Origin of the sequence: Acidovorax sp. LjRoot129, from assembly GCF_964253765.1 — a bacterium.
In the GTDB taxonomy this organism is placed as follows: domain Bacteria; phylum Pseudomonadota; class Gammaproteobacteria; order Burkholderiales; family Burkholderiaceae_C; genus Acidovorax.
The window spans coordinates 709079-729428 of sequence record NZ_CAXUSE020000001.1; the positions used below are offsets into that span (position 1 = coordinate 709079).

Genomic DNA, 20350 nt, shown 5'->3' on the forward strand with positions numbered 1-20350 from the left:
AGAATTCAATGGGAACTCACATCTTCAGCGGCGGTAATGGCGAAGTCAGCCAGGTCGCCAGCGCATGGACCTTTGACCCGGCAGCCAACGTCAAACTCAAGACCAAAGGCAAACCGGGCACTGATTGGCACAAGAACAGCAGCGCCAAGCTGTTCATACCGCTGGGCACCATCAAAGAGCACGGCACAGAAGTCGTCAATCGCTATGGTGCGATGGACACGGGTCTTCATAACCCGGTAACCGTATTGGTGGGTCTGTTCACCAATGTGGCCGACAAAGTCAATCGCTACCAGACCTTTGTCAAAACCGTAACCCAGGAAGCCGGGGAGATGGTGGTGCACGGCGTGACCACGCTCACCAATGCGATCCTGACCCAACTCTCCCCCGCTCTGGCTCAGACAATCCAGAACGGCAGTGACGTGCTTGGAGGCATGACAGCCGAGCACCTCAAAGGCGCGGCGCTGGAAGAAGTTGAGCAGATGATGGCCATGCTCAAGGATCCTTCTACTTACACAGGCATTGCTGTCTCGATGGCCGCTACAGCCGTGCAGGGCGTACCGGTGATTGGCCAAGTGGTAGGCGGAGCCGTGGCGGCTGACCGCGTGATTGGGATGGGCCAAGCTGCTGTGGACGCGACCGCTGAGCTGCAAGACATCATGAAAGACTGGGGCAAGCCTATGACCCCCGATCAACAGGAGGCGGCCCGCAAGCGCCTAGCAGCGTGGATGGTGGGTGGTGGCATGGCACTGCTTGCCGCGCTTGCTGGCAAGAAGTGGAAAAGAAGTACCAAGTCCACCGACCAGAACGACAAATCCAAGACACCCCAAAACAGCGACCAAAGCCAGCATGGGAAAGGCCCATGCGACCAATGCGCCCTGCCTCGGCCGGTGATCATCTCGAGCGGCGAGAAACTTCTGGACGAAATCGACTTCCAGTTGCCAGGGCCCATTCCGATCCAGTGGCGACGGCGCTACCGCTCTGGCCATAGAGAAGCAAGTCCCTGGGGGCAGGGCTGGACCCATCCCTTTGCCGTGGAACTGCGCTTAAGTGCGCAAGGCATGGTGCATGTCAATGACGAAGGCCGATACATCGAACTCCCCCACGTGCTTGTGGGGCAAACCCATTTCCACAAATTTGAGAAATTCACCCTTCACCACCCCAGCGACAACGCCTGGGTGATCGAATACAAGGGCGGCTTGAGCCACCACTACCGTCGCGCCAGTCCAGAGCAGTGGCGGCTTCAGCTCTTCGGCATCAGCGACCGCAACGGCAACGCAGTGCGCCTGCTATGGTCTGCGCCCGGCGCCTTGCAACACGCGGGCGCCGGACGTACCTGGAGCGCAAACCTGTATGGCCCGGCGGCGGCCGAGATGCCAGCGCCTGCGGACCCCTTTGTAGTCGCGCGGCTGGTGGGTGTGATCGACAGTGCTGGGCGCGAGTTGCGCCTGCGCTGGGCCTCAACAGGCGATGCTGACAGCGGCGATACCCAGGCGCACGAGGACGCTGCGCGGAGCGCCCGGATCGTGTCTGTCGAGCTGATGGAGCAGGAGCGATACCGCCCCCTGGCCACCTACCAGTACGACTCAGAGGGCCAGCTCATTGCCACCCATCATGCCGGCGAGCCATACCGCCAATATGCATGGCGCTCTGGTGTGCTGGTGGGTTATCGCAAAGCCAGTGGGCACCGGTTTTTTGCGCAGTATGACCAGGAAGGTCCGCAAGGCCGCGTGCTGCGATCCTGGTGCGCCGACGCACCCGTGCCCGGGCAGGATGACGACCGCTTTGAATACAGGCCTCAGCAGCGCGTCACGCTGCACCGTGATGGCTTGAATCGCGTCACCCGTTATCACTGGGATGAGCGATTCAACATCATCTCCACTGTCGTGGCTGCAGGCACAGCCGAAGAAACCCGCATTCAGACACCCCTGGATGCCAACGCAAATCCCAGCGGTTCGGTGGACCCCATGGGCCGCCGCACCACCTACTTGTACGACCAGCGTGGCAACCTCACGCAGCTGATCAACCCCCTGGGCCACAGCACCCAGTTGAGCTACAACCACCTGGACTTGGTGGTCAGCCTCAAAGATGCGCTGGGCCATGCGTGGCTGCGCGAGTATGACGACCAGGGCAACCTGATTCGCGTGATGGACCCGTTGGCACAAACCACGGATTACTCGTACGACAAGCGTGGGCTTCCTGTCGAGGTGATCGACGCCAAAGGCGGCAAGAAGACCTTGGGTTGGGACGAGGCTGGCAACCTCACTGCTTATACCGACTGCTCCAGGCGGACCACGAGGTTCGAATACAACCCGCTGGGCCAGCTGACCGTGCGCACGGATGCATTGGGCCAATCCACGCAGTACCACTATGATGGGGTGGGGCGCCTCGTGCGTGTGAGCGAGCCTGATACAGCCAACGGCGCGCCAGTCGTGCACCAGTACGCATGGAACGGCGAAGGCCAACTGCTGGCCTACACTGACCCACTCGGTGGTTCCACCCGCTACACCTACGACGGGGATGGCCGGCCGCTCACCCGAATGGACGCTGCAGGCCGAACCCTGGCCTACCACTACGACGCAGGCGGGCGGCTCATCGCCCTCGTCAACGAGAACGGCGCGCAAACTACCTTTCGATACGATCTGCGCGATCAACTCACGGACGAAATCGGGTTCGATGGCCGCTGGCAACGCTACGTTTATAACCCGGCAGGCGAACTCACCCATGTCATTGAGGTGGGCGGTTGCGAAGCGGGGCCGGGGAAAGTCACGCAGCTTGAGCGTGATGCGTTGGGGCGTTTGCTGACCAAGCGAGCCCACGCCGAGCGGAACGATGCCGGCAAGATCTCCCCGCAAGAAACCACCTATGCATACGATGCACTGGGCCGCCTGACCCAGGCCGACAACGGCGCAGCTCACTTGCGCTTTGCGTACGACCCGTTGGGCCAGTTGATCAGCGAAACCCAAACGCTGATCGGGCAGGGTGGCTCCAGCCCAAACCGCGCAGGCCGTCCCCCCTCCAACCATCTGGTGCGCACACTGGACCACGGCTACGACCCGTTGGGCAACCGCACGGACACCACGCTGCCTGATGGACGCACGCTGAACTGGCTGTTCTACGGCTCTGGCCACCTGCACCAGATCAACATCGCGCAGCCGGGGCAGGACGGCGCACACCAGGTCGTTGCAGACATCGAGCGCGATGCACTGCACCGCGAAGTAGGCCGCAGCCAGGGCCACTTGGCCAGCAGCTACCAGTACGACCCTGCGGGGCGGCTCACACGCCACCGCGTGGCGCGAGCGGGCAGCGGTCCTGCAGTCGATGTGCGCGGGCAGACACTTGGCTCTGCATTGCTGGAGAGGGCCTATGCCTACGACGCGGCAGGCCAGCTCATCGCCCGCGCCGACAGCCTGCGAGGTCGCCAGGACTTCCGCTACGACCCCACCGGCCGCATACTGGCGGCGATACCTGGTGCATTGCCGGGCGGCAGAGCGGCCGGCAGCTACAACACCGAGCTGTTCGCGTTTGACCCGGCAGGGAATTTGCTACCCGAGAGCAGCACCAGCCCGGGCAGAACGGGCGAAGGTGTCATCTTCGACAACCGGCTGCGGTTCTATCAGGACCTGCACTTTGAATACGACGTACACGGCAACGTGATCCGTCGCACCCGGGGCAACCAGAAAGCGGGCCACCAGGAAGTAGTCGAACTGCGCTGGAATGCTGACCACCAGCTGATCGAATCGACAAGCACGCGCCACGGAGTCAGCCAAACCACTCGGTATGCCTACGACGCGTTGGGCCGCAGAGTGAGCAAGAGCGACGCCTTTGGCAGCACATGCTACCTGTGGGATGGCGATCTGATGATCCACAGCCAGCGTGGGGTCAAGCAAGCGCTGTATGTCTACGAGACTGACAGCTTCATTCCGTTGGCGACCGTGCAAGGGGCTGCGAACGACGCCGCCAGCGAGCAAACCTACTGGTATCAGTGCGATCAGATCGGGTCGCCGCAGGAGTTGACTGACGAGCGAGGCCACATTGCCTGGGCGGCGGATTACAAGGTGTGGGGGGAGGCCAAACTCAGAAAACTGGATTGGCCCAGAACCGGCACTGATGGTGGGCCTGCGCGGGGTAGCAGCGCTTGGCCCGTAGGCGCATCGGGTTCATCATCACCTTGTGATGCGGCGGCATCGCCGCTGGTCGAGCAGCCGTTCCGCTTTCAGGGGCAGCAGTTTGATGAAGAGACGGGGCTGCACTACAACCGCTTCAGGTACTACGATCCAGGAGTTGGTCGGTTTGCTTCTCAAGATCCAATTGGTTTATTGGGTGGTTTTAATTTGTTTCGTTATGCAACAGACCCGCTAATTCAGATAGATCCGCTGGGCCTTGCTGGAGCAGAAGGAACAATCAGTTCGCCTAATATACCGGGAGGGCAGCAAACAGGCTTAAGTACTGGAGAGGGAGGGGGCGGGATTAATAATCCAGCGGTCAAAGAAGCTTACGACAAAGTACCCGGGAATTCTAGATCTCCATATCACGGGCATTGTGCTGAGGCTGATGCGATGAGCAAAGCCGCGAATGCTGCAGGAGTAACTACTTTGGAGCAGCTAAAAGTACTTATGAAAGACTCTGTTTCAAAAGTCTGGCGTAGGGATGGGAAGATGCGGCCGATGTCTGCCTGTCCCTCATGTTCACATGTTCAAGAGCAATTGGGTATAAAAGATGACTGCAAGCTCAAATAATATTCAAACAGATTTTAAAAAAAAATACTTTGAGATATATAGGGATCTAAATCAAAATGTAGATTTTGATGCGATTGATTTTGAATTGGCTTTGGATTTGTTGAGGGTATTCTTAAGGGATGTCGTTCTGTCGCCTGAATGGTCTTCTAAGTTCCATGTTTCTGCTGAGGTTAAAGATCAAGTTGAATACTGTATCTTGGCATGCCAAAATTACATTGATGGAAGTTTTTCTGCTGAGCAGGAAAGGCGTGCTAATTTGATTTGGAGCTATTGTGACGAGCTTAAAGGTGCTGATAGAGATATGTTGAGGTTGGCAGTTGTTTGCCTCTCAAAAAAAGAATTGGCGATGTTCGATGAGTATGGGGCCAGTCTATTTTTTGATTCTGTAATTTCAACTTGCTATAGTTTAGGCGGTGACAGGCTGTGTGAAAGGTTGGCTGAGTTTGTCATAAATTGTCCTCGAACTCCTAAGAGAGGTTAGTTCAACAATGAACTTGGGTAACGAGGCTTGCACCTAAAGTAGCAGATGCGACCCCTGCGGGGCGGCTCACACGCCACCGCGTGGCACAAGCTGGCAGCGGTCCTGCAGTCGATGTGCGCGGGCAGACACTTGGCTCTGCATTGCTGGAGAGGGCCTATGCCTACGACACGGCAGGCCAATTGGTGGTGCGTGCCGACAGCCTGCGAGGTCGCCAGGACTTCCGCTACGACCCCACCGGCCGCATCCTGGCGGCAATACCTGGTGCATTGCAGGGCGGCAGAACGCCCGGCAGCTACAACGCCGAACTGTTCGCGTTTGACCCGGCGGGGAATTTGCTACCCGAGAGCAGCACCAGCCCGGGCAGAACGGGCGAAGGTGTCATCTTCGACAACCGGCTGCGGTTCTATCAGGACCTGCACTTTGAATACGACGTACACGGCAACGTGATCCGTCGCACCCGGGGCAACCAGAAAGCGGGCCACCAGGAAGTAGTCGAACTGCGCTGGAATGCTGACCACCAGCTGATCGAATCGACAAGCACGCGCCACGGAGTCAGCCAAACCACTCGGTATGCCTACGACGCGTTGGGCCGCAGAGTGAGCAAGAGCGACGCCTTTGGCAGCACATGCTACCTGTGGGATGGCGATCTGATGATCCACAGCCAGCGTGGGGTCAAGCAAGCGCTGTATGTCTACGAGACTGACAGCTTCATTCCGTTGGCGACCGTGCAAGGGGCTGCGAACGACGCCGCCAGCGAGCAAACCTACTGGTATCAGTGCGATCAGATCGGGTCGCCGCAGGAGTTGACTGACGAGCGAGGCCACATTGCCTGGGCGGCGGATTACAAGGTGTGGGGGGAGGCCAAACTCAGAAAACTGGATTGGCCCAGAACCGGCACTGATGGTGGGCCTGCGCGGGGTAGCAGCGCTTGGCCCGTAGGCGCATCGGGTTCATCATCACCTTGTGATGCGGCGGCATCGCCGCTGGTCGAGCAGCCGTTCCGCTTTCAGGGGCAGCAGTTTGATGAAGAGACGGGGCTGCACTACAACCGCTTCAGGTATTTCGATCCGGCGGTAGGTCGGTTCGTGTCACAGGATCCGATTGGACTGTATGGTGATATTAATTTGTTTGCGTTCGCGACGAACACGACGAATTGGGTTGATCCACTGGGCCTAAATCCATCCTGTCCCGCGGTACCGAAAAAAGAAATAGAAATTGAAGCAAAATCATATGAAGAGGCTAGAAATATTGCTTTAGAGAAGATGGGCTCTATTGATCCCAGTACCAGAGCCCCGCAAACGGGAAGATTGGGTGCCGGAAAAGGAAGGCGAACAGGATTTACTGGTATGGGTAAAGATGGAGAATTTAAAAGAATGCGGCTTGACTATGATCCGACAAAAGGCCCTCATATTAATGTAGAGGTAGGGAAGGGGGCTTGCGCAAAAAAATGGGCAATTAAATTTCGAGGAAATGAAAAAACCTTTGAAAAGCTCCTCAAGAGAAACACATGAAAAACTCGCCTAAATTTATCACAGATGCCTTAAAAGGTGAATTCAACATAGTTTATTTGGATGTTGATTTGGAAAAAATGATAACAAATAGGGGGTTGAAGATTCATTCCTGGGGGAGGATCAATCATGATTCTAGGTCGAAAAAGGAAATATATGAATTTAATAATGACGATGAGGCTGCGAGGATAGTGAGTAATTTGATAAATGAGAAATCTCTGAGTGGCGAGGTTGAGGTTGTATGGGGAAATGCGGAGGTTTCATCAATTAAATGTAAAATTGATTTTTTGAAAAATTACTCGAATGAAGTTGTGTGCGAAGATTGGGATGTTTGGATATTTGGAGGCGAGCAATGGGTGATGGAGAAATATCATGGAGGTGAACTTGTTTTCTTGGAGTAGAACTCAAGCGCCATTGGCAGAGGTTGTTTTGAATCATGATGCTGGCTGAGAAGATTCAGCGGTATTTTTCCGAGGCGTGTTGCGTAGGAGACTGCTAATTTGGGGGCTGCAAGGGTCATGGTTAAGAAGCGAGCGCATGCAGAGCCAAACGATGTCAGCAACAAACCATTTATGGGACGTGAAGTTCCTGGGCATTTGGCGTGGAGTCAGCCGCCTCGCCGCTGGCGCATCGTCAGCTCACTGTCTGGGCCTGACGCCCCGCAGCCATCGCAACATAGCCTCCCTCTCAAGCGGCACACACACCACAAACCCCTGGATCATGTCGCACCCCAACCCCTTCAGCAGCTCCACCTGTTCCGGTGTCTCCACCCCCTCTGCCACCGTCCTGAGCTGCAGGCTGCGGCCCATCTGGATGATGGCGGTGACGATGGCGACGTCGTCGACGTTGCCCGGGGTGTCCACGACGAAGGACCGGTCGATTTTGAGCTTGTCGATGGGGTAGCGCTTGAGGTAGGCCAGCGATGAGTACCCGGTGCCGAAGTCGTCGATGGAGATGCCTACTCCCAGCGCACTGAGTGTGTTGAGCGTGTCCAGCGCCTGGCCGGTCTGGTGCATGAGGACGGATTCGGTCAGCTCGATCTCAAGGTACTGGGGCGCCAGGCCGGTTTCGGCCAGCACTGCGGCGATCTCGCCGGCCACGTCGCGCTGGCGGAATTCCAGGGCCGACAGGTTGACCGCCACGGGCACCATGGCCAGGCCCTGGTCCTGCCATTCCTTGAGTTGGCGGCAGGCCTCGCGCATCACCCAGCGGCCGATCGGGGTGATCAGGCCGCGGGATTCCGAGAAGGTGATGAACTCGTCGGGCCCCAGCAGGCCGCGCTGGGGGTGGCGCCAGCGCACGAGCGCTTCGAAACCCATCAGGGACCCGTCGGCCAGGCAGATCTGCGGCTGGTAATGCAGCACGAAGGCGTTCTCGGTGATGGCCTCGCGCAGCAGGCGCTCGTGCTGCAGCACGTCGATGGCGCTGGGTTCCATGCTGGGTTGGTAGAACTGGCGGTTGCCCCGGCCGCTTTCTTTGGCGTGCTGCATGGCTGCGTCGGCGCAGCGCAGCAGCGCGTCGCCGGTGGCGGCATGCTCAGGAAACAGGCTGATGCCGATCGAAGGGGAGACCGTCAGCGGCACCTGGCCGAGCGTGAACACGCCGTGCATGGAGGCGAGCAGCTTGTCGGCCACGGCGGCGGCGTCGTCGGCGTTTTGCACATCCGTGAGCACGACCACAAACTCGTCCCCGCCCAGCCGCGCCACCACGTCGGCATCGCGCACGCCCTGGCGCAGGCGCTCGGCCACGTTGCACAGCAGCTGGTCGCCCGCGTGGTGGCCCAGCGAGTCGTTGACCGTCTTGAAGTGGTCCAGGTTCATGAACAGCACGGCCGCGCGGCCGTGGCGCCTGCGCGCCAGCGACAGCACCTGCGACAGCTGCTCCATCAGGAAATGCCGGTTGGGCAGCTGCGTGAGGGTGTCATGCAGCGCGATGAAGGCCTCGCGCTCCTGGGCCTGCTTGCGCGCGGTGATGTCGCGAACGACGACGATGCGGTAGTCCGCGTGGTGAAGCGGCATGGTCTTGCCCACCACTTCCACCGGGATGGCATGGCCGTCCTTGTGGCGGATGGTGACTTCGTAGGGGTCCTCACGTCCGCTGCGGGTGTAGTCCAGCGCGATGGCGCGCCACTCGGGATTGATGAAATGGAAGATCGAGACGCCCATGACCTCCGTCAGCGCATAGCCGGTCAGGCGGGTGAGCGCTTCGTTGCCGTCGGTGATGATGCCGTCGCGGTGGAACACGATGGCTTCTTCCGTTGCCTCGGTGAACTTGCGCATGCGCTCTTCGCTCTGGCGCACCTGGCGTTCCGCGCGCCAGCGCTCGGTGATGTCGGTGATCAGCACGAACGACCCCAATTGCTCCGAATGTTCGTCGAAGTGCGGAATCAGGTTGACCTCGATCATGCGCGCCTCGCCGTTGGGCAGGGTCTGCTCGCGGGTGTACTTCACGTGTTCGCGGCGGGTGGAGCGCTCGACATGCGCCTGGATGGCCTGCCACGCCTTCTCGCCGATGGCTTCCTCCACCGTGAGGCCGAGGATGGACTCGGTGGTGTGGCCGTTGTAGGCGGCATAGCCCTGGTTGGCGAAGCGGCAGCGCAGGCCGGGCAGGTCGAAATACGCCATCAACGCGGGCACGGAATCGGCGATGAGGCGCAGCAACGCATCGCTGGAGCCCCCCTGGCCCGGCCCGTTGGCTGCGTTGATTGAATCTGGCATGTCCCCACCCGATGCTTGTCGTTTGGTTATATCCGATACACCTGACGCATGCGTAAGGTAGTTGCCCGGATACCCCGGGCCGGATAATCGGCCCATGACCTCCAAAGAAAACCAAGCCAGCACTGATTTCAGCGCGCTGGCCCTGAACCCCGCCACGCTGGCCAACCTGCAGCAGCTGGGCTACACCACGATGACGCCCATCCAGGCGGCCAGCCTGCCGCCCGCGCTGCTGGGCAAGGACCTGATCGCTCAGGCCAGCACCGGCAGCGGCAAGACCGCCGCGTTTGCCCTGGCCCTGTTGGCCAACCTCAACCCCCGCCGTTTTGCCGTGCAGGCCCTGGTGCTGTGCCCCACGCGCGAGCTGGCCGACCAGGTGGCCACCGAAATTCGCCGCCTGGCCCGGGCCGAAGAGAACATCAAGGTCGTGACCCTGTGCGGCGGCGTGCCGCTGCGCGCACAAACGCTGAGCCTGGAGCATGGCGCGCACATCGTGGTCGGCACCCCCGGCCGCGTGATGGACCACCTGGAGCGCCAGCACCTGAGCCTGGAGGCCCTGAACACCTTGGTACTGGACGAAGCCGACCGCATGCTCGACATGGGCTTCTTCGACGACATCGTGGTGGTGGCCAAGCAGTGCCCCAAGGAGCGCCAGACGCTGCTGTTTTCGGCCACCTACCCCGAGGGCATCGCCAAGCTCAGCGCCCAGTTCATGAAGTCGCCCGTGCAGATCACGGTGCAGGCCCAGCATGCCGAAGGCAAGATCGAGCAGCGCTGGTACGAGGTGAAAAACAGCGACCGCCTGCACGCGGTGTCGCAGTTGCTGAGCCACTTCCGGCCTGAGTCGTCCATCGCTTTTTGCAATACCAAGCAGCAGTGCCGGGACCTGGTGGGCGTGCTGCAGGCGCAGGGCTTCAGCGCGCTGGCGCTGTTCGGCGAGCTGGAGCAGCGCGAGCGCGACCAGGTGCTGGTGCAGTTTGCCAACCGCAGCTGCTCGGTGCTGGTGGCCACCGATGTGGCCGCGCGCGGGCTGGATATTGCCAACCTGGCTGCCGTGATCAATGTGGACGTGACACCCGATGCCGAAATTCACATCCACCGCATCGGCCGCACGGGCCGGGGCGATGCCGAGGGCCTGGCGCTCAACCTGGCCAGCCTGGACGAGATGGGTTTTGTCGGCAAGATCGAAGTGCTGCAGGGCCGCGAGTCGCGCTGGTTCCCGGTGGCGGACCTCACGCCGACGGGCAGCGGCCCGCTGGTGCCGCCCATGGTCACCATCCAGATCATCGGCGGCCGCAAGGAGAAGATCCGCGCGGGCGACGTGCTGGGCGCGCTGACCGGTGAGATGGGCTACACCCGCGAGCAGATCGGCAAGATCAACGTGAACGACTTCTCGACTTACGTGGCGGTGGACCGTGCCATCGGCGCGCAGGCCGCGCAGCGCCTGAACCAGGGCCGCGTGAAGGGCAAGACCGTGAAGGCACGGCTGGTGACGGGGAACCAGGAATTTGAATGAAATTGGCTGCCAGCGCTTATCTATCAAGCGCTGGTAGCTATTAATTTTGTAGTAAATGGCGGCAGGTCGAGTGCACCGCATTACCCGATGCCGCGGCTTTTGTGTGGGGCGGGTGTCGGATTGCACCCTTGCGAACTCACCCGATCTTCAAAGGCTGCAGGTCGAGAATTTGAATGAAATTGGCCGCCAGCGCTTGCCTGGTAAGCACTAGCAGCTATCAATTTTGAATCTGTGCCTGCGCTCAGCGTTTGGCGCCTGCCGCGCTGAGCATCTGCACCATCTCGTTAAAGCCCCGCTGGCGCGCCAGTTGCCGTGGCGTGTTGCCCTGCCGGTCGGTCAGCGCATGGCTCGCACCCGCCTGCAGCAGGGCCTGCAGGGTGGCCTGGTGGCGCGGGCCGCCGTTGCCCAGCACGATGGATTCGATCAGTGCTGTCCAGTGCAGGTTGTTCACATGGTCCAGCGGAGCGCCGGCGGCAATCAGCTGCTGCACCACGCCGTCGTGCCCCAGGTGCGCGGCCGCAATCAGGGCGGTACCGTCGTAGCGGCTGGTCACCTGCTTGGCGCTGGCGCCCAATTGCAGCAGCAGCCGCAACGTGGCCTCGTCGTCGGCCACGGCGGCAATGGTCACGGCGTCGTAGCGGTCGTTTTCCAAGAGGTCCAGCTGGGCGCCGGCTTTGGCGAGGGCGCGGACCGCTTCAGCCTGCCGTGCGTACGTAGCCACATGCAGCGGCGTGCGGCCGTGCGCGTCGCGGACGTTCAGATCACCCTTTGCGGCCATCAGCTTGTTCAAAGCGGGCAGGTCGCCCCGGGCAGCAGCAGCATGCAGGCCTTGATAAGCCGCTGCTTCGGCGGCCGTCGGAGGCACCTGGGCGATGGCGGGGCCCGCGCAGGCCAGCGTTGCGGCGAGCGCGAATGCAAGGTTCCAGTGCTTCATAGGTGTCTCCTTCGGGGTGGGTGCGTGGTGCTGCGTGTTGAAAATTACTTCAAAAGGTCCTGCACCTTGGCGATGCCCGCCACGGCACATTGCTCGTCCAGGTGACCGCCGGGCGCGCCGCCCACGCCCACAGCGCCAATCACTTCGTTGCCCACCTTTACCGGCACGCCACCGCCCAACAGCAGGTAGCCGGGGATCTGGCCCAGGTTGGCAGCAGCGGGGTTCTTCTGCGAACCTTCCATGATCGCCAGCGTGGTGTTCTTCGCCGATGCCGAGGTGTAGGCCTTCAGGCGGCTGGCTTCCAGCGTGTGCGGGCCCGCGTTGTCGGCGCGCTGCACGGCGCGCACGGTGCCGGCGCGGTCCACCACGGTGGCCGTCACTGCGTATCCGTTGGAGGTGCAGGTGGCCACAGTCTGGGCGGCGATCTGCGTGGCCAGGTCCAGCGAGATGTTCTTTTCGGTGCGCACGCCTTCGGCGTGGGCTGCGGCGCTGGCGATGAGCGAAAGGGTGAGGGCGGCGACGGTGGCGAGGCGGTTTTGCATGGTGTTCTCCGGTGTTGTGGTGTCGGTGCCACCGGTTGTGGCGCCGTGGGAGAACTGTAGAAAACGCCGCTGTTTTCAGCCATTCGTGCGGCTACGCGCGGCACTCCGTAGAACTACGCAGTGGCACGCCGCCCATGTCCCTGCGCACCCCTCAGCCAAGAACCGTTCGTGCTATGCCTGTCGAAGCATGGCGCGGCGCTTCGGCAGGCTCAGCGTGATCGGTTTGTTGAATCGATTCGCTGGGATGCGCAAGCGTGGGCATCAGTGCGCATCCACCAGCGCCGCATACCGCCGGATGAGTTGCGCCAGGGACTCGGCCCCGAGCTTGCCAAACAGGTTGGCGCGGTGCGTCTCCACCGTGCGGGGCGAAAGCTCCAGCGCCCGGCCGATCTCCTTGTTGGTCAGCCCTTCAACGATCAGGCCCAGCACCTCGCGCTCGCGGGCTGACAGCTGGGCAAAGCGCTCGCGCGCCTGCTGGTCGGCCTGGTGGCGTTCGCGTGAGCGCACATGCTGGCGCACAGCGTTCTGCAGGGCTTCGATCAGCACTTCGTCATCCACGGGTTTTTCCAGAAACTCCGCCGCCCCGGCCTTGAACGCGCGGCGGCACATCTCCACCGTGCCGTGCCCGGTCAGCAAAATCATCGGTTGGTCCACACCCTGCGCCAGCAACTGCTCCAGCACCGTGAGGCCGCTGATGCCGGGCATGCGCACATCGAGCACGATGGCGCCGATGCTGGCGCGGTCAAACCCCGCCATGAACGACTGCGGGTCGGACCAGGTCTGCACGCGCAGGCCCACGGTGCTGATGAGCAGGCCCAGACTCTCGCGCACGGCGGCGTCATCGTCCACGAGGTGGATCAGCGGGGACAGCGAAGTGGCGTGGTCGGTCATGGCGGAGGCGGTGTCCAAGGCGCGGGTGCTGCGGGCTGCGTGTCTGGCGCTGCGGGCAAGGTCAGTACAAACTCTGCACCCCGTTCTGGCGCGGCGGTCGAGGTCGGAACCCCGGGCGCCAGCACCAGGCTCGCGCCCATGGCCTGGGCCAGGCTCTCGCACAGCGTCAGGCCCAGCCCCAGGCCGCCCGAGCGCGTGGTGTAGAACGGCTCGAACAAGTGCGCGCGCGCCTCAGGCGGCACGCCCGGGCCGTGGTCGCGCACCGACAGCGCCACATGCGCGGCGTCCGGCATCCACAGGCGCAGCGCCAGCTGGCGTTCGGCGGGCGGCACCTGGTCCAGCGCCTGCAGTGCATTCATCAGCAGGTTGTGCACGATCTGCTGCAGGGCCACGGGCTCGGCCAGCACCGCGGCCAGATCGGGTGCGACGGACACCGTGTGCAGGATGCCGCGCTGCGCGATCTCAGGCTCCAGCAGGTGCAGCACGTCTTGCACCGCCGCAGCTAAGGGCAGTGGCTGGGCCTGCGCTGCCAGGTCCGGGCGTTCGACGAGACGGCGCAGGCGGCCGACTACGGCCGTGGCGCGGCGCGCTTGTTCCACCGCGCGCGCCATGGCCGTCTGCGCGGTGCCAAGGTCGGGCGGGTCGTCCGCCAGCAGGCGCTGCGCTGCCTGGGTGCTCGACAGCAGTGCCGTGAGCGGCTGGTTCAGTTCGTGCGCCATGCCGGCGGCGAGCTCGCCCAGGGTGTTGAGCCGCGCCACCTGGCCCAGGCGCAGAAGCTCCTCGGCCCGCTGGCGCGCCACGCGCTGGCGCCACCAGGCCATGCCGCCGCCCCAGAGCGCGGCCGTCAGTACGCACCAGCCCAGCATGGCCCACCACGGCAGCTCGGCCCAGCCCACCTTGCGCTGCGCCACCACATCCAGCGGCTGGCTGGGCGCGGCCAGAACCTTGTGGAATTCGTATGACCAGCCCAGGCCGTCGGGCAGCCGCCCTGGCTGCACGACAAACGCCGCGCCGCCGTGTTCAAGCGTGACCCGCACCGGGCTTGTGGCCATGTCCATGGGCCATTCGTCCTGTGGCACGGTGGCGCGCAGGTCGATCTGCAGTGCGTGGCTGGACGGGGTGCTGGCCAGCACGAGGTAGAACCGGCCGGCGGGCAGGTCCGGCAGCGCCATCTCGGGGTGGCCCGAGCGGCGCGAGGCGGCCTCCGCTGCAGCTAACGAGGCTTGCAGCGCAGCAGGCCAGGCGCCGTCTGCCGGCCGCTGCAGCACCGACAGGATCTGCGGGTACACGGACGGCAGTCGGGGGAGGGCGGCGGCTGCCGAGGTGGCGCCGGCATCGGGCAGCGCGCCCTGCACTGCTGTGGGCTGCAGCAGCGCCAGGGTGGACATCACCGCATCGTGCTGCACCACGCGCTGGCTCAGCAGGCGGTGCACGATCCGGGCATCGGTCTCGAAGGCCGCGTGCAGTTGCTGCAGGCGCGCGGATGCCAGCCATACCGAGCCCGAGCAGGCGAGCAGCGCCCACAGCACCAGCCCGGCGAGATGCAGTCCTGCGATGTGGCGGCGCCATGCCTGAGTCATGAGGCCGATTCTGGCATGGGGGTGGGCGTGGCCACCCGTGCGCAAGCGTTGCTTAAGGTGGCTCTGGTGTAATTCCGGGCCAGGCCCTCCGGGCCTTGATACGCGCAGTCCATGTCCTCGCCCCCGCCACAATCTTCCGCCTTCCACCTCTGGCTGCAGCCCCGCAACCTGCTCTGGGCGTCGGTGGCCTTGGCGGTGGTCACCATCGCCCTCAAGACCTTGGCCTGGGAGGTGACGGGCTCGGTCGGGTTGCTGTCCGATGCGATGGAGTCGTTCGTGAACCTGGCCAGTGCCATGTTTGCGCTGGCCATGGTGACGGTGGCAGCGCGGCCGGCCGACGACGACCACCCCTACGGCCACCACAAGGCCGAATACTTTTCGTCGGGGTTCGAGGGCATTCTCATCGTGGGCGTGTCGGCCGGCATCCTGTGGGCAGCGGGGCACCGGCTGGTGGAGCCGCAGCCCATCGAGCAGATCGGCTGGGGCCTGGGCCTGTCGGTGATCAGCTCGGCGCTCAACGGGTTGCTGGCCTGGGTGATGTTCCGTTCGGCGCGCGAGCACCGCTCCATTGCGCTCGAAGCCGATGCTCGCCATCTGGTCACCGATGTGTGGACCTCGGCAGGCGTGCTGGTGGGCATCGTCGGCGCGGCCTTCACCGGCTGGCTATGGCTCGATGCCGTGGCGGCTATCGCCGTGGCGCTCAATATCCTCAAGGAAGGCGTGGAGCTGGTCTGGCGCTCGTCCCAGGGGCTTATGGATTCCGCGGTGGAGCCCGAAGTGCAGACCACCATCGACGCTACCCTGCGCCAGTTTGTGAAAGCCCAGCCGCCCGGCGCGGTACGCTTTGACCATGTCTCCACCCGCCGTGCGGGCCAGCGCCAGTTTGTGGACATGCATCTGCACATGCCTGCCCACTGGACCCTGGGGCACGCCGCCGAACTGCGGGGTCAGGTCGAACGCGCGCTGATGGCCGCCGTGCCGAGCTTGCGTGCCACCATCGAGCTGCTGCCCACCGATGTGGAAGCGCATTTTGACGACCCGAAGGATGAAGTGAAGTGATCAGTGTCTTGCAGCGCGTTCGCGAAGCGCGCGTGGAGGTGGAAGGCCGCACGGTGGGCGCCATCGGCGCGGGCCTGTTGGTGCTGGTGTGCGCCGAGCGCGGTGATACCGAGCTGGAGGCCGACAAATTGCTCGCCAAGATCCTGAAGCTGCGCATCTTTTCCGACGCGGGCGGAAAGATGAACCTGAGCGTGCAGGACATCGCCGGTGGCCTGCTGCTGGTCAGCCAGTTCACGCTGGCCGCCGACACCACGGGCGGCAACCGCCCGAGCTTCACCCAGGCTGCAGCACCGGACGAAGGCCGCCGCCTGTACGACCACGTGGTGGCCCGGGCCCGCGCCGCGCACCCGCAGGTGGCCACCGGCCAGTTCGCTGCCGACATGCAGGTGCACCTGGTCAATGACGGGCCCATCACGATACCGCTGCGGATTGCGCCTGCGGTTGCGGTCGGCGGCTGAGTTTGCTGGCGTCGCGCTTCGGTCTGTCGCCCGCCGCCCTGCCGCTCCAACTGCTCGGAGTCGACCGTGGGGGTGTCCACGCTGCGACGGCGCGAGCGCTGCAAATTCTGTAGGCTCGGGCGAGCGCTCTCCCCTTCTCAGCGCCATCGCCACTCCCCCTCCGCGCTCTGTCGCAATCCCCTCGTGACCCAAGCCACCGCTACTGTTGTGCCCCCCGATCTGCCGCCGCCGCCCCGTGCCTTGTGGGTCATGTACGTGTGCCTGTTGTCGGCCTTTGCGCTGAGCCAGGCCTACCGCACCGTGACCAGCATCATCGCCACCGGCCTGCAGGCCGACTTTGGCATTTCGCCGGATTCGCTGGGGGCGTTCGCTGGCTTGTTTGGCCTGTCGTTCGGGGTGGCGCAGCTGCTCATGGGCATCGGCATGGACCTGTATGGCCTGCGGCGCACCGCGCTGACGGCGTTTCCGCTGGCGGTGGTGGGCGCCACGGTGTCGGCCCTTGCGCCCAGCTATGGCTGGCTGATGCTCGGGCAACTGCTCATCGGTGTGGGCTGCTCGCCCGCTTTCTTGGCCAGCACCGTTTTTATCTCGCGCCACTTTCCCGCGCAGCGGTTTGCCTTCTTTTCGGGCCTGGGCATGGGCCTGGGTGGCCTGGGACTGCTGTTCACCGGCACGCCGCTGGCCTGGATGGTCCAGCACTGGGGCTGGCGCACAGGCTTTGCAGCGCTGGCGGCACTGTCGCTGCTGTCGTGGCTGCTGATCTTTCTGCGTGTGCGCGAACCCGCTTTGCCGCAGGCGGCGGAGCGCCCGCGCGAATCCTGGGCACAGGCCGCCAGGCGCTTTGGCGCACTGTTCAAGGTGCCGCACACCTGGGGCATCCTGATACTGGGCATGTGCTGCTACGCGGCCTTTCTGGCATTGCGCGGCTTGTGGCTGGGGCCCTTGCTGATGGGGCGGTATGGGTTCTCGCTGATCGAAAGCGGGAACGTCGCGCTGGTGCTGTCGTTGATTTCGCTGTTCATGCCCGCGATGTTCGGGCGCATGGACCCGGGCCCCGCGCGGCGGCGCCGGTGGATCACCAATTTTTCATTGCTGATGGGCGGCCTGTTTTTGCTGATGGCCTTTTTGCACCATGCCGCGGCCAATGTCGTGCTCATCCTCCTGATGGGGCTGCTGTCCGGCTACGGCGTCTTGCAGTACGCGGACGTGCGTTCGTCGTATCCCGCGGAGATGACGGGGCGTGCGCTGTCGCTGTACACCATGTCCATGTTCATGGGTGTGGCACTGATGCAGTGGCTCACGGGCCTGCTGGCCGCCTGGGCCCAGCGCCACGGCCATGAGCCGTACCAGGCCGTCATGATCTGCATCGCGTGCATGCTGGCTGCAGCGTCGACCGCGTTTCGCTTCTTGCCGCGTTCGCCCTTGCTACAGCGCAGCGCCGCGTGATCGCGGCCGGCGTCCCAGGATCAGCCACGCAGGAAGAACAAGCCCGCCATCACAAGCCCGGTGGCCACGATGCCCCAGCGCAGCCAGTGCGCCGGAATGCGCCGCGCCACCCGCGCGCCGCCGTAGCCACCGGCCGTGGCGGCCACCATCATCCACAGCGCCTGGGGCCACAGCACCACACCGCCGGCGGCGTAGATCACCACTGCCATCGCGGTGAGCAGCGCTGACACCCAGTTTTTCAGGCCATTCATGGCATGGAGGTGGGTCTGCCCCAGGAGGCCGAACAACGCCAGCAGCAAGATGCCCAGCCCGCCGTTGAAGTACCCGCCATACGCCGCCACCGCCAGCACACCCACGGTGGCCCAGGCTGTGGACGGCTTGCCGCCCGCGAGCCGCAGGCGCAACTGCGGCCCGAACGCAAACAGCGCCGTGGCCGCCAGCAGCAGCCACGGCACCACGCGGCGGAAGGTGGCGTCGGGGGTGACCAGTAGCAGCGCCGCCCCGGCCGCGCCGCCGATGAGCGAGAGCACCACCAGCAGCCGCATCGACAAGCCCGGCGGTGGGGATGTGTCCTCTCGGAATCCCCAGGCGCCCGCGATGTAGCCCGGCAGCAGCGCCACGGTGCCGGTGGCATTGGCCACCACCGGCGGCACGCCGGTAAAGACGAGGGCCGGCAGGGTCAGGAAGCTGCCGCCTCCGGCAACGGCGTTGAGGGCGCCGGCCAGGAAGGCGGCGGTGAGCAGCAGGGCGGTGTCGAGCATGTCTCCCCCCGTGGGCGCGTCACCGCGGCCGGGGTCTTGTCATTGGATTGGCTCGATCTTAGGTGCGCAGAGTCCGGTTTCCGGCGCGGATTAGAGCGGAAAAAGGTTGGATAGATGTGCGGCTGGGGACCGTCTGGCAGCGGCTACTTGGCGTACGGGTCTTCAAATCCTAGCTCGCGCAGGATGTCGGTTTCGTACGCTTCCATCTCGTCGGCGTCCTGGGCGCTGGTCTCGTGGTCCCAGCCCTGCGCATGCAGCGCGCCGTGCACCAGCATGTGGGCGTAGTGCTCTTCCAGGGTCTTGTTTTGCTCATTGGCCTCGCGCTCGATCACCGGTGCGCACAGCACCAGGTCCGCCGTCACCACGGGCTCTTGCGTGTAATCGAAGGTGAGCACGTTGGTGGCGTAGTCCTTCTTGCGGTACTCGCGGTTGAGCTGCTGGCCCTCGTCGGTGCCAACGATGCGAACGGTGATCTCGGCGTCAGTCGCCAGGGCGTGGCGAATCCAGCGGGCCACTTTGTGGCGGGGCAGTGCGGCCCGGTGGGCTGCCAGTTCGTCAAAGCGGCCGAACTGCAGCGACAGGGAGAGTTGGTTGAGGGGCATTTTTGGTTATTTTTGGCCGCTAGCGCTTGATATATAAGCGCTGATAGCTATCAAAAAAGGAGCATCACTCCCGACCGCGCGAAGCCGGTGCGCGCCGCGGTGCGTCGTAAGCGTCCACGATGCGTGCGACCAAGGGGTGGCGCACCACGTCGGCGGTGGTGAAGCGGGTGATGGAGATGCCCTTGGTCCGTTTGAGCACCCGCTCGGCATCGATCAGGCCGCTCATCGAACCCTTGGGCAGGTCGATCTGGCTTACGTCGCCGGTGACCACGGCCTTGGCGCCAAAGCCGATGCGGGTGAGGAACATCTTCATCTGCTCGGGCGTGGTGTTCTGCGCTTCGTCCAGGATCACAAACGCGTTGTTCAGCGTGCGGCCGCGCATGAAGGCCAGCGGCGCGATCTCGAGCGCATTGCGCTCAAACGCCTTCATCACCTTGTCGTAGCCCATCAGTTCGTACAGCGCGTCGTACAGCGGGCGCAGGTACGGGTCCACCTTTTGTGCCAGGTCGCCGGGCAGGAAGCCCAGCCGCTCGCCCGCCTCCACCGCCGGGCGGGTCAGGACGATGCGCTGCACGGCACTGCGTTCGAGCGCATCCACCGCACTGGCGACAGCGAGGTAGGTCTTGCCGGTGCCCGCCGGGCCGATGCCGAAGGTGATGTCGTGGCTGGCGATGTTTTCAAGGTACAGGCTCTGCGTGGGCGTGCGGCCGCGCAGATCGGCGCGGCGGGTGTTGAGCACGATGGCACCCTCGGGCGCCTCCACCAGCGCCGTGTCGCCCGCGAGCATGAGCTGCAGGTAGTCCTCGGTGACAGGCCGGTCGGCGATTTCATACAGCGCCTGCAGCAGTTCCATGGCCTGCGTGGCCTTGGCCTTGGGGCCGTCGACCTTGAACTGCTCGTGCCGGTGGGCAATGCTCACCTGCAGCGCGATTTCGATGGTCCGCAGGTGCGCATCAGACGGGCCACAGAGGTTCGTGAGCCGGGTGTTGTTGTGGGGGGCGAAGGTGTGGCGCAGGATCACGCGGATAATTCCAGTCTGAAGGTGTGAATGCGCCGTGCAGTGCCCCGAGGGCGGCCGCAATGCGGTCGATTGCAGTGCAAGGCACGGCCATAGTTTGGGCT

At 63.5% G+C, this 20350-nt stretch carries 16 protein-coding genes; 8 read left to right on the plus strand and 8 right to left on the minus strand.

Annotated elements, in window-relative coordinates:
• Window positions 1-8 precede the first annotated feature (8 nt).
• The 4 genes from ACSQ3Q_RS03315 (at window position 9) to ACSQ3Q_RS03330 (ending at window position 7126) form a co-directional block, all read left to right on the plus strand.
• The gene (locus ACSQ3Q_RS03315; RefSeq protein ID WP_436132990.1) at window positions 9-4736 is read left to right on the plus strand and encodes an RHS repeat-associated core domain-containing protein; all 4728 of its coding nucleotides are present in this window, start codon (window positions 9-11) and stop codon (window positions 4734-4736) included.
• The gene (locus ACSQ3Q_RS03320) at window positions 4717-5217 is read left to right on the plus strand and encodes a hypothetical protein (RefSeq protein WP_436132991.1); all 501 of its coding nucleotides are present in this window, start codon (window positions 4717-4719) and stop codon (window positions 5215-5217) included. Before ACSQ3Q_RS03315 ends, ACSQ3Q_RS03320 begins: the two co-directional genes overlap by 20 nt.
• Before the next feature lie 80 nt (window positions 5218-5297).
• Window positions 5298-6728 (plus strand): RHS repeat-associated core domain-containing protein, encoded by a 1431-nt coding sequence (locus ACSQ3Q_RS03325; protein WP_436132992.1) that lies wholly within the window; start codon window positions 5298-5300, stop codon window positions 6726-6728.
• Entirely contained in the window at window positions 6725-7126 is a 402-nt protein-coding gene (locus ACSQ3Q_RS03330; RefSeq protein WP_436132993.1) for a hypothetical protein, read from the plus strand. The genes ACSQ3Q_RS03325 and ACSQ3Q_RS03330 overlap by 4 nt, the downstream gene beginning before the upstream one ends.
• A 237-nt stretch (window positions 7127-7363) precedes the next feature.
• On the opposite strand, the gene ACSQ3Q_RS03335 is transcribed toward ACSQ3Q_RS03330, so the two are convergent.
• Window positions 7364-9442 (minus strand): putative bifunctional diguanylate cyclase/phosphodiesterase, encoded by a 2079-nt coding sequence (locus tag ACSQ3Q_RS03335; protein ID WP_436132994.1) that lies wholly within the window; start codon window positions 9440-9442, stop codon window positions 7364-7366.
• A 94-nt stretch (window positions 9443-9536) separates the two neighbouring features.
• On the opposite strand from ACSQ3Q_RS03335, the gene dbpA reads away from it, so the two are divergent.
• Window positions 9537-10955, plus strand: a complete 1419-nt coding sequence (dbpA, locus tag ACSQ3Q_RS03340; RefSeq protein ID WP_436132995.1) for an ATP-dependent RNA helicase DbpA — start codon at window positions 9537-9539, stop codon at window positions 10953-10955.
• Between the two features lie 241 nt (window positions 10956-11196).
• Here the strand turns inward: dbpA and ACSQ3Q_RS03345 are convergent, their stop codons facing one another.
• From ACSQ3Q_RS03345 to ACSQ3Q_RS03360, 4 genes are all read right to left on the minus strand, one after another.
• On the minus strand, window positions 11197-11889 hold the full coding sequence (locus ACSQ3Q_RS03345) for an ankyrin repeat domain-containing protein (RefSeq protein ID WP_436132996.1): 693 nt from the start codon (window positions 11887-11889) through the stop codon (window positions 11197-11199).
• Window positions 11890-11933: 44 nt separating this feature from the next.
• The gene (locus ACSQ3Q_RS03350; RefSeq protein ID WP_436132997.1) at window positions 11934-12431 is read right to left on the minus strand and encodes a GlcG/HbpS family heme-binding protein; all 498 of its coding nucleotides are present in this window, start codon (window positions 12429-12431) and stop codon (window positions 11934-11936) included.
• Window positions 12432-12692: 261 nt separating this feature from the next.
• Window positions 12693-13322, minus strand: a complete 630-nt coding sequence (locus ACSQ3Q_RS03355; protein ID WP_436136929.1) for a response regulator transcription factor — start codon at window positions 13320-13322, stop codon at window positions 12693-12695.
• Window positions 13319-14902, minus strand: coding sequence for a sensor histidine kinase (locus ACSQ3Q_RS03360; protein WP_436132998.1), 1584 nt, complete (start codon window positions 14900-14902; stop codon window positions 13319-13321). Before ACSQ3Q_RS03360 ends, ACSQ3Q_RS03355 begins: the two co-directional genes overlap by 4 nt.
• Before the next feature lie 111 nt (window positions 14903-15013).
• On the opposite strand from ACSQ3Q_RS03360, the gene ACSQ3Q_RS03365 reads away from it, so the two are divergent.
• From ACSQ3Q_RS03365 to ACSQ3Q_RS03375, 3 genes are all read left to right on the plus strand, one after another.
• Window positions 15014-15961 (plus strand): cation diffusion facilitator family transporter, encoded by a 948-nt coding sequence (locus ACSQ3Q_RS03365; RefSeq protein ID WP_436132999.1) that lies wholly within the window; start codon window positions 15014-15016, stop codon window positions 15959-15961.
• Window positions 15958-16419 carry a D-aminoacyl-tRNA deacylase gene (dtd, locus tag ACSQ3Q_RS03370; RefSeq protein ID WP_436133000.1) on the plus strand — a complete coding sequence of 154 codons (462 nt, stop codon included), beginning with the start codon at window positions 15958-15960 and terminating at the stop codon, window positions 16417-16419. The genes ACSQ3Q_RS03365 and dtd overlap by 4 nt, the downstream gene beginning before the upstream one ends.
• 249 nt (window positions 16420-16668) lie before the next feature.
• Window positions 16669-17865, plus strand: coding sequence for an MFS transporter (locus tag ACSQ3Q_RS03375; protein WP_436136930.1), 1197 nt, complete (start codon window positions 16669-16671; stop codon window positions 17863-17865).
• A gap of 20 nt (window positions 17866-17885) precedes the next feature.
• Here ACSQ3Q_RS03375 and ACSQ3Q_RS03380 read toward each other — a convergent pair whose 3' ends face one another.
• The 3 genes from ACSQ3Q_RS03380 to ACSQ3Q_RS03390 form a co-directional block, all read right to left on the minus strand.
• Window positions 17886-18626 (minus strand): sulfite exporter TauE/SafE family protein, encoded by a 741-nt coding sequence (locus tag ACSQ3Q_RS03380; RefSeq protein ID WP_436133001.1) that lies wholly within the window; start codon window positions 18624-18626, stop codon window positions 17886-17888.
• A 143-nt stretch (window positions 18627-18769) separates the two neighbouring features.
• Window positions 18770-19228, minus strand: coding sequence for an rRNA maturation RNase YbeY (gene ybeY / locus ACSQ3Q_RS03385; protein ID WP_436133002.1), 459 nt, complete (start codon window positions 19226-19228; stop codon window positions 18770-18772).
• 64 nt (window positions 19229-19292) lie between these two features.
• Window positions 19293-20249: a PhoH family protein gene (locus ACSQ3Q_RS03390; RefSeq protein ID WP_436133003.1), complete on the minus strand. Its 957-nt coding sequence runs from the start codon at window positions 20247-20249 to the stop codon at window positions 19293-19295.
• Window positions 20250-20350: the final 101 nt, after the last annotated feature.